The sequence below is a fragment of the Peptacetobacter sp. genome (genome assembly GCF_029264495.1).
GTDB lineage: Bacteria > Bacillota > Clostridia > Peptostreptococcales > Peptostreptococcaceae > Peptacetobacter.
Window position 1 is genome coordinate 25,677 of the sequence record NZ_JARIBH010000081.1, and the last position, 15,184, is coordinate 40,860.

Consider the following 15,184-nt stretch of genomic DNA (forward strand, 5'->3'; position numbering starts at 1 on the left):
CTTTTATAATATTTTTACGTCTATTAAAGCAGATTGATATTCTCTACTTATTTCCCCTAATTTATAATTTATTGCTTTTTTAAAATTTTTACCATCTACTACTATAGTATGATATTCTCCATTTTCTCCACATAAATCTATATTTATATTATTTTTTTCTCCATATCTTTTTATATCTTCTATTGTCTTTAAATTTAACTCTCTTCCTAAAAAACTTTCATCTAAATAATTTAAATTTACTTTTTTTATAATCGCTTTAAATCCACTTTCTATAAATTTATTAACTGTTTTTTCTCTATCTGCATTTTCAAGAGGCATAATAGCATTCATTCCTGAATTTTTACATCTTTTTTTATTCCACTCTAAATGTTCTTTTATATCTATATCTCCAAATACACAAATTTCCAAATCTCTTTCTTTTTTTATTCTCTTTAAAGTATTTTCAAATTCTTGCTCATAATTATTCATATTACATATTATAGGGTATATTTTTATTCCAAAAACGTCTTCATATTTTTTTATCATTTCCATACTTATTCCATGAGTCCAAGAGTTTTTTTCTTTTACAGTTATTATCATAGAATCCAAAATATATCCTCTTTCTTGCATTATATATGTAGATAACATACAATCTTTTCCACCACTAAACGAAGTAACAAACTTTTTATTCATATATACTACCTTCCATTCTTCAATTAAATAATAATATATTAATTATATACTATTAAACTTTAACATAACAACTTCATTTGTATCCCTTTATATGTTATTATGTCATTAGTTGATATAAGAAATTGGAAAGGAAATTATTATGGATAAATTCAAATATGCTTTTGATAAAAATAAAAGATATCATACATGGAACTATGATTTAAGAGAACGATTCGGGGAAAAAGTATTTAAAGTTTCTTTAAATGCAGGATTCACATGCCCTAATGTAGATGGTACTTTAGGATATGGTGGATGTATATATTGTAGTAGAGAAGGTTCTGGAGATTTTGCTGGAGATCCAAAAGACAGTTTAAAAAAACAGTTTGATGAAATAAAATCTATGATGCTAAAAAAATGGCCTAATGCAAAATACATTGGTTATTTTCAGGCTTTCACAAATACATATGCTCCTTTAGAAGTATTAAAAGAAAGATATGAAACTGTTTTAAAATTTGATGATGTTATTGGTCTTTCTATATCCACAAGACCTGACTGTTTACCAGATGATGTTGTTGATTATTTAGCAGAACTTAATGAAAGAACTAACCTTTGGGTTGAGTTAGGATTACAATCAATACATGATAAAACAGCTAAACTGATAAATAGAGGTCATTCTTATCAAGATTTCCTAGATGGATTTAAAAAATTAAAAGATAGAAATATAAAAACTGTTGTTCACATAATAAATGGTTTACCTGGTGAAGATAAAGAAATGATGATGCAAACTACTAAAGCTGTTGCCGATATGGGTGCTGATGGTATAAAAATTCACCTTCTTCATGTTATAAAAGATACTCCTCTTCGGAAATTTTTAGAAAGAGGTCTTATAACTCCTCTAGAGCAAGAGGAATATATAAATTTAGTTTGTGACCAACTTGAAATACTACCTGAAGAAATGATTATTCATAGACTTACAGGAGATGGTAAAAGAGATGAACTTTTAGCACCTCTTTGGAGTTTAAAAAAATGGGAAGTTTTAAATCGGATTGATGATGAGATGAAAAGAAGAGGTACTTTCCAAGGTTCTAAATATGTAAAACCTAATTATGATATTTTTAAAAATTGTAAATAACTTTAATAAAATATAAAATTTTATAGATAGTATTAAAATTTTTAAATCTTAAAAAATTAAAACCCTACTTGATTGATTTCTCAGACAAGTAGGGTTTATTTTTATTTTATTTTTTCAATACTTAATAAATCATCTTTATTATTATCATTTATTTTTATTCTATATGTACCATTTTCTAAATCACTTTTAGCTTTTGGAAATTTCAACTTATACACTTTTTCTTTTCCACCATTTTTAAAAACTTTGACTTCTATTTTTTCATCACTATCTACCAATAATTCTATTTCATCATTGTTTTTTATACCAACCATATTTAATAATTCTTTTATATCTTTTTGATCTTCTTCGTCTAAATATTCATCATCTACATAAATTTTTTTATTTTTGTCAGAAATTCTATTTTCATTTTCTATTTTTTTAAAACTTATGCTTCCCTTTGCTTTTTTTGCAATTACATTTATTTCATATAATCCATCTGTATCAACATCAACACTAAATTTTGAAATAGGTATATTTTTCCCTTCATAAATAGGTGTTTTATTTCCTTCTTTAAGTATTTTTACATCTATCTTACCTTTTTTATTATCTATTCTACTTTCTATTGTATCACCTTTTTTTAATTCTAGATTATGTTTATTAGATCCATTAAAAGATTCATAATCAAGTATAAATTCATCATTATTTGCAATTCTATTTCCTATAAACTTATCTTTTTCTCCACTACATCCAACTAGAGAGATTAGTGATGTCAAAATAATTAAAAGTGTGGTTATTTTTTTCATTACATTTCATCTCCTATTTATATATTTTTTATTCCAAGTTCAATTTTTTTTCAAGTATGTAAGATGTAAGTATAAATAAGATTAAACTGCATATACATGTTAGAACTATTGTTATTAGTATTTCCGTATTTGCTGATATACTCATTGTTCCAAATACTTTGTTTATATTATTTCCTATTGTTGATACTATTAAATTTATAACAAAGAAAGATATTATTGAAAATAAATTTCTATGATTTTGGAATGGTTTTAATTGAGCAATTGATAATGAAAGATATATTGTTAATACAAATTCAATGTATCCTATTAAACTAACTATAAACATATATATTGTATTTAATATTAACTCTCTTTTAGTAACTAAATTTACTATTAAAGAAGTTTTTATTTCATTTCCAAGTTGTATTAAATTATTAATTTCATTAACAGATGGTATTACCATTATTATAAATGTAGCTATTACTATTAAAACACTTATTATTATATATACTAATGACACTATTAATTTAGATATTACTATTTTTTTAGCACTAACTGGTAAAGTAAACATCAAGTAACCTTCATCTCCAAATAAGTTATCTTTAAATCTTTTTATAATAATTGTTATAGTTAATACAAATAAAGCTACCAATAATCCAAAGAATACAAATATCGCTAGAGCTGTTCCTTCTTCTATATTTGCAACATTAAATATTCCTATCAATAATCCTGTAACTAACATACTAAGGTAAATACCTAAAAAAGTTTTTATTGTTGATTTAAATTCATATTTTATAAGTTTTCCTAACATTTGAATTCCTCCCTAAATAAGGCATCTATTGATTTTCCTTCTTCTTCTCTTATCTCATCTACATTACCCTGTAATTTTATTTCTCCGTATGATAAGAAAATAACCTCATCACAAATATTTTCTATTTCATTTATTAAGTGTGTAGCTATTAAAAGTGTACTTTCTTCTGAAAAGTTTTGAAGAATTGTCTTCATTATAAATGATCTAGCTGCTGGATCTACCCCTCCAATAGGTTCATCTAATATGTATAAATCTGCATTTCTCGACATAACAAGTATTAATTGAACTTTTTCTTTTGTTCCTTTTGACATACTTTTTATCTTTTGATTTATATCTATATCTAAAGCCTCTATCATTTTTTCTGCTTTTTCTATATCAAAGTCATCATAAAAATCATTAAAGAAAGTTAATAAATCTTTCATTTTCATCCATTCACTTAAATATGTTCTCTCAGGAAGGTAAGAAACAATTTTTTTTGTTTCTATAGATGGTTTCATTCCATTTATTTCTATACTTCCACAGTCTGGTTGAAGTAATCCATTTAACATTTTTATCATTGTACTTTTTCCGCTACCATTAGGTCCTAAAAGTCCAACAATTTTACCCTTTGGTATTTCTAAACTAATTCCCTTTATCGCTTCTTTTTTACCGTATTTTTTAACTACATTATCAAGTTTTACAATACTGTTATTCATAATTTATTCTCCCTTCATATTTTCAGAAACTAATGATATAATTTCTTTTTCATCATATCCTAATTCCATAAGAAATGATTTTAATTCATCTATTTTTTCATTAGCCATTTTCTTTTTCATATTATTTATTTTTTCTATATCATCTGTAATAAACCTTCCTTTAGTCCTTTGGCTATACATTAATTCCTCTCTTTCAAGCTCTGAAAGTGCTCTTTGCATAGTATTTGGATTAACTTCAGCTTCTGCTGCTAAGGCTCTTACTGTAAACATTTTTGACCCTGGTTCAAATTCTCCAGATGCTATTTTCATCTTAAGGCTGTCTACAAGTTGAATATAGATGGGTTTATTATTATCAAATTCCCAACTCATATATATCCCTCCTTAAAGTTATTGTATTAAGTTGTTAATACAATAATACTATATAGTTTTATTTTTTTCAATATTTATTTTTACTTTTTAAAAATTATTTAAATTCCAATTTTTTCTCACTCTATTACTTTATTAAATAAATAAATTCTAAAAATCTTTTAAAAAATATATCTAAATTAAAATAAATCCACTATAAATTTAACCTTATAAAAAAATCTCAAAGTAAAAACTTTGAGATTTTCTAGTATATACTAATATGCATATTTATAAATTAAATTTTGATTTATTTATATTAGACATATAATAGCTGTTGTAGTAATATTTACAGCTACTACTGACATGAAATTATTTAAAAAATGTATTCCCATTGAAGAAAAGATAGATTTTGATTTATATACATTATAAGCCATTATCATACCTAAAATAGATGTAGGTATTATTCTTATAAAATCAAGATGCATTATTCCGAACAATATTCCAGATGTAACTATTGCAAATGCAATATACTTTTCATCATTTTCACCAAATGTTTTTTTATCTCTAAATGCAGCAAATATAAATCCTCTAAAAAGTATTTCTTCACATATAGCAGGTGTGACAGCAAATAACAATATTTGTGTTACAATATTTCCACTTGATTTTATTATATTATTTAATTCTTTTGATACTTCAATTTGTTCTGGGAATATTTTTATCAAAATTCCAGTTAATAAACTCATCAAAATTAATCCTATTATCCAAGTAATAACTGCTCTGATAAAATCTATTATTTTTATTTTATTTATACTGAATATCTTTTTAAAATCTGCCTTTATATAAATAGCTACAAGTATAGGTATCATAGCTAATATTATTTGATTTATTGTATTTCCAAATATTCCTATTTTCATCATTAAAATAGGAGATATATATAGTAGAGATAAAAATGCTAATACATACACTAATATCCCATCACTTATTCCAGGGATACTTCCTTTTTTCATACTGCTTCTACTTTGAATCAATTTGAAATTTCTTTTTTCTCCAAATAAAATATCCTCTGAATTGAAAATTTTTGATAATAATACAAGTGATATAAATACAAATATTAGATTTACAATAAATACTAATCCGACCATTTTCATATTTGTATTTAAGGAAAGTACACTTTTAATAAGCAGTGATATATTTATAACTGGTATTGTAGCAGTTATTCTATTTAAATATATGTTAGGTATCATAGATATATATGCAGGAACCATTATCATAAGCATAAGTGGTGTTATATAATTCTGTGCTTCTTTAAAAGTTTTTGCAAATGAGCAAATACACATAGCTAGTGCTGATACAACCATTGCAAATAATATAATACTTATTATTGTAATAAATATCGAGCCTCCTAAAGATGTATAATTTATTTTTATTTCAGATAAATCATATATTGATTTTGCTTTCATAAAATATCCTAAAGTACAGCTCATAGAAATTATATTCAATATTGAGGTTAAAATAGCACTTATAGATACAGCTAGATACTTTCCTATTACAAGTTCCATATTAGAAATTGGTAGAGAGAACAATGTTTCTAATGTTCCTCTTTCTTTTTCTCCTGCCATAACATCTATAGCTGGGTAAATGCAACCAAATAAAACCCCTATTATAAGTACAAATGGTATAACTTGTCCTAGTAAAATTCCAACTTTTTTAGCATTATTTGTTATATCTACTTTTTTATATTTTATTGGTTCTAGTATTTTTTCACTATTTAAATTATATTTTTCTATTTCTTTTTCAGACATTTTAACTTTATATTTATTCATTATACTAAAGATAGTATTTGACTTTATTCCAGATTCATCTGATGCTGAATTTATATACACTTTATAATCAGATTTTGATGAAGAATTATCTATATATGCGTCTATATCGCCTTTTTCTAATTTATGCTTATAATTTTTAACATTGTTTTCTACTTTTATATTCCCTAAATATGCTTCTTTTTCTCTTTTTTGATTCTCAACATCTATTATTTCCAAAATTTCTTTTGATGGTTTTGATGAAAAACCTATCTTAATACCTTCAGATGTCATTTTATTTACAGATGTATTCATTACACCCATAAGAAGCATCATTATTATAGGATATAACAACACTGGAACTACAAGCATCATAAAAATACTTTTTCTATCTCTTACTATATCTAATACTTCTTTTTTAAATATTTCTTTTATTATCTTAATCCTCATACAAAGTCACCTCTTTTTCTGCTAATTTTATAAAAACTTGCCTTAAAGATTTTGAATTTGTATTTTTCATAAGATCGTTTGGATTTCCTTCAGCAATAATTTTTCCTTCATATATTAAAAGTATTCTATCACATAATGTTTCTGCTTCTTTCATATAATGAGTTGAATATAAAACTGTTTTTCCTTCTTGCTTTTCTTTTATCATAAAATCTATTATTGATCTACTACTTAAAATATCAAGACCTAATGTAGGTTCGTCAAATATATAGACACTTGGAGAATGTATAAGACATCTTGCAATAGATGTTCTTTGAGTTTGACCTGTTGAAAGATTTTCTATCCTATTGTCTATAAATTCATCCATATTCATTATATTTGAAATTCTTTCTATAGAATTTTTTATACTTTTTTCATCCATTTCGTACATTTTCCCAAAAATCGTCATTATTTCTCTTGGAGAAAATCTTCCATATAATCTTGTATTTCCAGATAAATAACCTATTTCTTTTTTTGCAAGATTCTTATCTTCATTATAATTATATCCACAAATTTCTATATCTCCCGATGTTGGTGTTAAAATTCCAGCTAACATCCTAAGAAGTGTCGTCTTTCCTGCTCCATTAGGGCCTAGTATTCCTATTATTTCTCCTTTTTCTGCCTTAAAAGAAATATTATTTACTGCTAAAAATTCTTCTTCTATTACTTTCTCTTTTTTGCCAAATAATTTTTTGTTTCCAGTACTTATAATCCTTGTAAAAACCTTACTTAGATTTGTAACTTCTATCATAATTCCTCCATTTTAATAAAATAAAAGTTGAAATTTATTATTGATTACTCTTCCCATGCAAAAGATCTTTGAACTGCTTTTTTCCAACCTTTATAATTTTTTTCTCTTTTTTCTTTATCCATTTTTGGTGAAAACTCTCTATCACAAATCCATTTTTTCTTTATATCTTCTTTACTCTCGAAAAATCCTACTGCTAATCCAGCAAGATATGCTGCACCTAAAGCTGTAGTTTCTACTATTTTAGGTCTATCTATTTTAACATTTAATATATCTGATTGGAATTGCATTAAAAAGTTGTTATTACTAGCTCCTCCATCTACCTTTAAAGCTTTTAATTCCATTCCAGAATCATTTTGCATTGCTTCTAGTACATCTTTTGTTTGATATGCTATAGATTCTAAAGTAGCTCTTATAATATGTTCTTTTTTAGCTCCTCTTGTAAGACCTACTATTGCTCCCCTTGCATACATATCCCAATATGGAGCTCCAAGTCCTGTAAATGCTGGAACTACATAAACTCCATTAGTATCTTCTACTCTAGATGCGTATTTTTCACTATCAGAAGATGTCTTTATCATTCTAAGCTCATCTCTAAGCCATTGTACAGATGCTCCCCCCATGAATATACTTCCTTCTAAGGCATATTCTACTTTTCCATTTACTCCCCAAGAAATAGTTGTAAGAAGTCCATTTTCTGATTTTACTAATTTTTCACCTGTATTCATTAATAAAAAACATCCTGTTCCATAGGTATTTTTTGCAGTTCCTTCCTCAAAACAATTTTGTCCAAACAATGCTGATTGTTGATCTCCTGCACATCCAGATATTGGTATTTTTACATCTGCAAACAACCCAGAATCTGTATATCCATAAACACAGCTAGATTCTTTTACCTCTGGTAGCATTTTTTCTGGTATATTTAATTCTTCTAAAATTTCTTTATCCCATTCTAAAGTATTTATATTATACATCATTGTTCTAGATGCATTTGAATAATCTGTTACATGAATTTTTCCACCTGTCAACTTCCATATAAGCCATGTATCTACTGTTCCAAAAAGTAATTCTCCTTTTTCAGCTCTTTCTCTCGCACCTTCTACATTATCCAAAATCCATTTTACTTTTGTAGCTGAAAAATATGCATCTATTATAAGACCTGTCTTTTCTTTTATTTTATTTGTTAGTCCTTTTTCTTTTAGTTCATCACAAATTTCTGATGTTCTTCTACACTGCCAAACTATAGCATTATATATAGGTTTTCCTGTTTTCTTATCCCATACTACTGTTGTTTCTCTCTGATTTGTTATTCCTATTGCGGCTATTTCTTCTGGTTCAATTCCTGCTGCATCAACAGCTTCTCTCATAACACCACTTTGAGAACCCCAAATTTCCATAGCATCGTGTTCTACCCATCCTGGTTTTGGGTATATCTGTTCAAACTCTTTTTGTGCAATTTTAACTATTTCACCTTTATTATCAAATATTATACATCTTGAACTTGTTGTTCCTTGATCAAGAGCCATTATATATTTTTTATCCATTTCTATTTCCTCCAAATAAATTGCAAAATAATTTGTTATCCTAAATTCTTTATATAAATTATTATAACCATTTTTAGAACTTCTGTGTTAATACTATTAAAATTTTTTATTAATTAATATACAAAAAAATCCATAGCTTTATGACTACGGATTTTTATTATATTTATAATATACTTTATTTATTTAAAGCACTATTTAAAACTTCTTTAGCTTCTCTTATTTTTTCAGAACTTGTTTGACATATTGTATATTCGCTCATCATAGGAAGTCCCATACTAACATCTTCTTTTCTATATTCCATCTTGCTATCTAAATTTATTTTTCCTGACATATGATAAGATGTTGCATTAGTATCTTCTAAAAATTCTTTTATAACCTCTGCATTAACTCCACTTCCAACTAAAATTTCTATATCTTCTCCTGCTTTTTCAACTAATTCTTTTATTAATTCTTTACCTTCTCTAGCATTATTTTTTTGACCTGAAGTTAATATTGTTTTTATGCCAAGTTTTTTTGCTAGTTCTAATGTTTCAAATGGATCTTTTGTCATATCAAAAGCTCTATGTAATGTAACATGCATATCTCCTGCTTCTTTAATTAATTCTTCCATTTTTTCCACATCTAATGTTCCATCAGTATTCAGACATCCTATAACAACTCCATCTGCTCCTGCTTCTCTAAACATAGCAACTTCTTCTTTCAAAATTTTAAATTCATTTTCTGTATAATGGAAATCTCCAAATCTTGGTCTTAATAATGCAAATATCTTTATATCTGATTGTCTTCTTATTTCATTGTATAAAGCTATACTTGGTGAAGTTCCTCCTATTATTAAATTGGCAGCAAGCTCTATTCTATCTGCTCCACCTTTATCCGCTTCTATAGCTGATTCTACTGAATCTACACAACATTCTAGTATATAATCTTTCATTTTTTCCTCCTAAAATAATCTTTATTTTTATAATTTATAATAATTATTTTCTAATTAATTTTATCTTTTATAAAATCAGATATGCTCTCTACTGTTATATTTAACTGTTCTTTTTCTGAAGTTATAGCTTTGTTATCACCTTTTTGAAGTCCGTAATCTGCAAAATCCGAATGATTACCACCCTCTATTTCTACATATTTAGTATCTTTAGGTAAAAAATCTTTAGATTTTATTAAATTTTCAAAGTTTATAACCCCATCTTTACTTCCCCATATTGATAGAACTTTTGCATCAGTTAATTTTATTTTATCATTTGATGGATATGATGCTAAATAAACAATACCTTTTATCTTATTATTTGTTTCAACTGCTTTGGTAGCCATAGAACCACCTAAAGAATGTCCTACTATTATCCAATCTTTAATATCTTTATTATCTTCTATTATTTTATCTGCTTTATGAGATGAAAAAATAGCCATATTAAAAGGCATATCTGCTGCAAATACCTTATATCCTTTTTGTGCTAGTCTATTTGCAAGCGGTGAATATGCTTTTACATCAACTCTAGCACCAGGATATATTATAATCCCTGTATCAGATATCACTTCCTTAGGTATAAATTTTGTAACATCCCCTTCTTCTACAAATACTTCATTATTAGAAATTAGATTTTCTCTGGCTATATCTTGTGGTTCATATGAATTTGATAACCAAGCAAATGTACCTATAACTACTATAATAAGTATACAAGCTAAAACTTTAAATATATTTTTATTTAATTTTCTTTTCTTCTGATATTGTTTTTCTTCATTTTGTTTTTTTAATTCTTCTTCTGTTATTAAAGGTCTATTTAATTCCATAGTCAAGCTAAAAGTATCATATTGCTTTTCATTTTTCTTTTTCTTTCTTATTTTTGAGCTTTTATCGCTATGCATAATTTTCCCTCCATATATCTCTATTTCATTATTATAGTTTAACTTAATCTATATTTTTTTTCAATATGATTGAAAATTTTTACACATAAGTATATACTTTTCTTCTTAATAGATAAAAAATACTATTTTTATATCTATATAATTAGTTTTTAATATAAAAAAGTACTATCATTAAACATATAAAATGCTTAATATGATAGTACTTTTTATTTAATATAGTTGTGGTTCTGTCATACCTGGAGAAAACTCAAATATTGCTTTATCCGATTTTCTAACAAGAAAATTTATATCCCACATATCTCCTAAATCATCTACAACACAAAATATATAATAATTATTTTTATAGTATTCGTATTTATCTAGTGACATTAGATAATTACTCTGCTTTGCATAATCATAGTCAAAAGTAAGACTATTGTCTCCAATTTTAGCATATAATATTTTTTTAGCTTCTTCTACACTTATCTCCTTGCCTACATTATTATGTTCTTCAGCCGTAGAGCACATTCCATCGTGTATTTTTTTGCATTCTATTTGCCAATTTTCAAGACCTAAATTTTCATCTCCATAAGGTAATATGTAATTATTAGGATATGCAGCTATAGAAAATTCATAAACTTCCATATTTTTCTTTTTAACAGCTAAATCAACATCTCCCTCTTCACTAGGTACAGCATTTTCATCTAAATTATAATCCGAAAATACATAGTATTCATCATTTAAATTATATTTTTTATTCCCTATTTCCTCTAGTTCTGGACTATACTCATATTTATAATAATTCTCTTTCACTGTATCACTTAATGTATTTCCTATCCGTTCGTATGCTTTTTTTATTTCTGGTTTCATTTCATAGAAATATGATTTATATTCTTCTTTTACTTTCCAACTATTTTCATTTTCTAATATATTCATTTGCCCTCCAGCAAAATAAATATTTGTATCATTTGTATTTTTATTCACTAAATAATTGCACTTTCTAATATTTGTAATTTGACCATCTTTATCTGCATCTATTACATTAAATACATAATAATTCTTTTTTATAAAATCTTCCATTATATAATTTTTAGTTGGATTATATTTATAAACAACTCTTTCTTTATTATCTCCAGTTATTCTGTATAGTTTATTTATCGCTTCTTTTATTTCTGGTTCTAAAGTTTCTTGGCTTTTTAATATTGGTCTTATACTATTTTTTTCTCTATTTTCTATATATGTTTTTAAGTTTATTCCTAACATAATACACAGACAAATTACAAGTATACCCAAAATTGTCATCAATGTGCTTTTATTTTTCATTATAATTTCCACTTTCTCTTTTTAATTAATATTGATTATATATTTATTTTTAGATTTTTCTAGAAATAATCTCTATAATTTGTAAAGTCAAAGTAATCTTCATCTGGATTGTAATCTTGTTTGTATATAATATCCCAATCAGTATAATTATCTATAAGCCAACATTGATTATAATAATCATAGTAAACTGTCATTCTTTGGGTTTCTATCTGTATCCTTTCATTATCTATAACATATACTGTATCTAGATTAAAACTAGCTTCATTATCATATAAATCAAAATTATATATACTAAAATGTTTTACATAAACACTCTTATTTTTATATCTAGGTATAGATATTTTCAATTCTTTTGATAATTGACCATCATCTACTAAATCTCTACTAACATAAGAATAGTCAGAATTTGAAACCGCTTTTTCATAATCTATGTAATATTGAGTTAAAAAATCCTCTATTTCCATGAAATACTCTTGAGTATCTGGATCATAGTCTCCATATTCACTATATCTTGTTGGAAGTGACTTTTTCACTGTTGGTCTTGAAGATATTGTTTTACTACTATTTTTTTCAGGGTTTTTAGGAACTTTTTTATCATTTTTTTTATTTAGCACTCGCTCTTTTGGGGGATTTTCTGATTCTATATGGTTTAAAGAGTCATCCATATCAGATATACTATCATTATCATTGTTATTAATTATTGGAATTTCTAAATTTCTAGCATTGACTGTATATATACCTACATTTAATACCAATAGTACTATTACTACAAATATAGAAGCTTTTACCCATTTATCCTTGCTATATTTTTTTAATTTTTCGTTTTTTATTTCATTTACAGAACTATTATTCTCTTTTTCTAAATTTTTAATAACATTTTGTGTTGGCTTATTTTTATTTTTTTTTATTTCTTTTTTTAATTTTTTATATTTATTTAAGTATTTTATAGATTTATTTTTATCCTTAATTTTAGTATCTATTTCATACAATTTACTCAATAATCTATAAATCTCTACTAAATATAATTTAGTTTCATTTTTTTCTGAAATAAGTTCCGCTTGCCCAAGTATACTTAATATATATTTTATCTTTTCATTAAGATATTCTTGGCTAATTATTCCATTTTCTATATTTTCTATTTCTATTTCTGCTATTTTTAATAAGAATAATTCTTGATATTGATACTTATCAGACTTTAATTGTTCTATTTTTTTTAATTTAACTTTGTTTTCTTTGAATAAATTCAAATAATCATTTATTAAATTAATACTTATTCTTTTATTTTTCCTTTCTTCTTCAGTTATTATCTCTTCAAAAGCCTTTATTATATATTTTTCTTTGTCGGTATTTTTTTTTATATACTCTATTTTATCATCTAAATTATCTGAATATTTTCTGACTTTTCTTATAAATTCTTCATATTCCTTCTTTTCTTGTTCTATTTTTCTACATAAATTATCCTCTTCCTTGTTAAGTTCTAATAAATATTCTTTTTCTAAACTCTTTGAATCATTTAATGGTTCTAATGATTTTCCATTTTTTATTTTACTGTTCTCTTTTTCCAAATATAACATTCCTTTCTATAAATTTATTTTCTGTTTTTCTTAATAAATCCCTCAATCTTATTGATAAAACTTGGGCTTATCTCTTCAATCATCTCGTAGATAGATTTATTTTTCATATCGTCTATCTTTTTTTCTACTCCAATAACAAAATTTTCTTTTCTATCTATTAAATTTTTAGATAAATTTTCTTTTAATGTCAATAATTTTTCTTCATATTTTATTTTTAATTCATCAAAATCATAACTAGCTAAATTATCTTTTTCTTCATATTTTAATTTAAAATCAAAGTCATCTTTTTTATAATTAATGCTATTATTTGCAAATTTTTCTATAGCTATATAAATCTTATCAATCATACTGTATAAATTAGTATAATTTTCTCTTATTTTCTCTACAGAAATTAATATTTTCTCTGGGTCATTGATTATACAATTTTTTATTTCATTTATATTTTCATTCTTTTTTACTTTAAATAGTTCCTCTTTATACTTAATAAAGTTAAAAATAATAGGTTCTTTTAAAATATCCATTATATCCTTATCTTCAAGCAATCTAAATAATTCATTTTTTTTATCAAAATCATTATTTTTTTCTATAAGTAATATTCCTTCTAAATTTCTATTTCCCAGTCTATTTAAATTGTCTGATATAATAGTAAATGCATCAAACATATTTTCATAATATAATTTATATGCTAATCTTATTGATTCTTTTATAACATAATCTTTTATATTTGAATTCTTATATACTCTATTTAAATTTTTTTCGAGTAAGTACTGTATTTTATATTCATTTCCTTTATACATATAGTTATCTATTAATATTAGAGAATACCTAAATATTTTAAAATTATTTTCATATTTATCTAAAAATTCATATATAATATTTTCTAATTTAAGATATTCTCCATTCTCAGCATATATATTAGCTAGCATTAAATTTATATCTTCATTTTCTTTCTTTAATGATTTTATTTTTAAAATATATTTTTCTGCATTTACATAATCTTTTTTCATGTAATACATTTCTGCTAAATTAATATTATATTCTAATTTATCACTATCTTTTAATAATTCTTTTAATATTTCTTCTGCTTCCTTAAACTTATTGTTTTTTATTAAAACAGTTGATAATTTACTTTTGATACTTTCTTTTGAATAATTTATTTTTAAAATTTTTTTATAAATTTTTATGGCTTTCTCATACTCAGCATTTAAGCTTAATTCATCTGCTTCTTTTTCTAATTTTTTTATTTGCATATTCTGTTTTTCTAATTCTTCTTGTAATTTAAAATTATACTCTTCTCTTAATTTAGAATCCATTAATATTTCATATGCTTCTCTTATTTCAACAAATTTTTCAGGATTTTTCTCTGGCGAGTATTTTTTAACTAATTTAAAATACCGTGCTTTTACTTCTTTTTTACTTGAATTTATATTTATATTCAATATTTTATATAAATTTTTCATCGAATTCTCC

The 15,184-nt window shown here is 24.6% G+C and carries 14 protein-coding genes; 1 reads left to right on the top strand and 13 read right to left on the bottom strand.

Going from position 1 to position 15,184, the window contains the following annotated elements:
- Window positions 1-3 precede the first annotated feature (3 nt).
- Window positions 4-672: a Dph6-related ATP pyrophosphatase gene (locus Q1J78_RS08040; RefSeq protein WP_300276127.1), complete on the bottom strand. Its 669-nt coding sequence runs from the start codon at window positions 670-672 to the stop codon at window positions 4-6.
- A 139-nt stretch (window positions 673-811) separates the two neighbouring features.
- On the opposite strand from Q1J78_RS08040, the gene mnmL reads away from it, so the two are divergent.
- A complete protein-coding gene (gene mnmL / locus Q1J78_RS08045) occupies window positions 812-1,783 on the top strand; it encodes a tRNA modification radical SAM protein MnmL/YtqA (protein WP_300276129.1) in 972 nt (323 codons plus the stop codon).
- A 101-nt stretch (window positions 1,784-1,884) separates the two neighbouring features.
- Here mnmL and Q1J78_RS08050 read toward each other — a convergent pair whose 3' ends face one another.
- The 12 genes from Q1J78_RS08050 to Q1J78_RS08105 all read right to left on the bottom strand — a co-directional run bounded on the left by Q1J78_RS08050 (window position 1,885) and on the right by Q1J78_RS08105 (window position 15,174).
- Window positions 1,885-2,565: a hypothetical protein gene (locus tag Q1J78_RS08050; RefSeq protein ID WP_300276131.1), complete on the bottom strand. Its 681-nt coding sequence runs from the start codon at window positions 2,563-2,565 to the stop codon at window positions 1,885-1,887.
- Window positions 2,566-2,593: 28 nt separating this feature from the next.
- Window positions 2,594-3,355, bottom strand: coding sequence for a hypothetical protein (locus Q1J78_RS08055; protein WP_300276133.1), 762 nt, complete (start codon window positions 3,353-3,355; stop codon window positions 2,594-2,596).
- The gene (locus Q1J78_RS08060; protein ID WP_300276135.1) at window positions 3,349-4,050 is read right to left on the bottom strand and encodes an ABC transporter ATP-binding protein; all 702 of its coding nucleotides are present in this window, start codon (window positions 4,048-4,050) and stop codon (window positions 3,349-3,351) included. The genes Q1J78_RS08055 and Q1J78_RS08060 overlap by 7 nt, the downstream gene beginning before the upstream one ends.
- Window positions 4,051-4,053: 3 nt before the next feature.
- A complete protein-coding gene (locus Q1J78_RS08065; protein ID WP_300276137.1) occupies window positions 4,054-4,419 on the bottom strand; it encodes a GntR family transcriptional regulator in 366 nt (121 codons plus the stop codon).
- 287 nt (window positions 4,420-4,706) lie between these two features.
- On the bottom strand, window positions 4,707-6,644 hold the full coding sequence (locus tag Q1J78_RS08070) for an ABC transporter permease subunit/CPBP intramembrane protease (RefSeq protein WP_300276139.1): 1,938 nt from the start codon (window positions 6,642-6,644) through the stop codon (window positions 4,707-4,709).
- On the bottom strand, window positions 6,634-7,431 hold the full coding sequence (locus Q1J78_RS08075; protein ID WP_300276141.1) for an ABC transporter ATP-binding protein: 798 nt from the start codon (window positions 7,429-7,431) through the stop codon (window positions 6,634-6,636). The genes Q1J78_RS08070 and Q1J78_RS08075 overlap by 11 nt, the downstream gene beginning before the upstream one ends.
- A gap of 44 nt (window positions 7,432-7,475) precedes the next feature.
- Window positions 7,476-8,972 (bottom strand): glycerol kinase GlpK, encoded by a 1,497-nt coding sequence (gene glpK / locus Q1J78_RS08080; RefSeq protein WP_300276143.1) that lies wholly within the window; start codon window positions 8,970-8,972, stop codon window positions 7,476-7,478.
- Between the two features lie 175 nt (window positions 8,973-9,147).
- Window positions 9,148-9,903 (bottom strand): copper homeostasis protein CutC, encoded by a 756-nt coding sequence (locus Q1J78_RS08085; RefSeq protein ID WP_300276146.1) that lies wholly within the window; start codon window positions 9,901-9,903, stop codon window positions 9,148-9,150.
- A gap of 50 nt (window positions 9,904-9,953) precedes the next feature.
- A complete protein-coding gene (locus Q1J78_RS08090; RefSeq protein WP_300276148.1) occupies window positions 9,954-10,838 on the bottom strand; it encodes an alpha/beta hydrolase in 885 nt (294 codons plus the stop codon).
- Between the two features lie 210 nt (window positions 10,839-11,048).
- The gene (locus Q1J78_RS08095) at window positions 11,049-12,140 is read right to left on the bottom strand and encodes a hypothetical protein (protein ID WP_300276150.1); all 1,092 of its coding nucleotides are present in this window, start codon (window positions 12,138-12,140) and stop codon (window positions 11,049-11,051) included.
- Window positions 12,141-12,199: 59 nt separating this feature from the next.
- On the bottom strand, window positions 12,200-13,705 hold the full coding sequence (locus Q1J78_RS08100; RefSeq protein ID WP_300276152.1) for a hypothetical protein: 1,506 nt from the start codon (window positions 13,703-13,705) through the stop codon (window positions 12,200-12,202).
- A gap of 23 nt (window positions 13,706-13,728) precedes the next feature.
- The gene (locus Q1J78_RS08105) at window positions 13,729-15,174 is read right to left on the bottom strand and encodes a J domain-containing protein (RefSeq protein ID WP_300276154.1); all 1,446 of its coding nucleotides are present in this window, start codon (window positions 15,172-15,174) and stop codon (window positions 13,729-13,731) included.
- Window positions 15,175-15,184 lie beyond the last annotated feature (10 nt).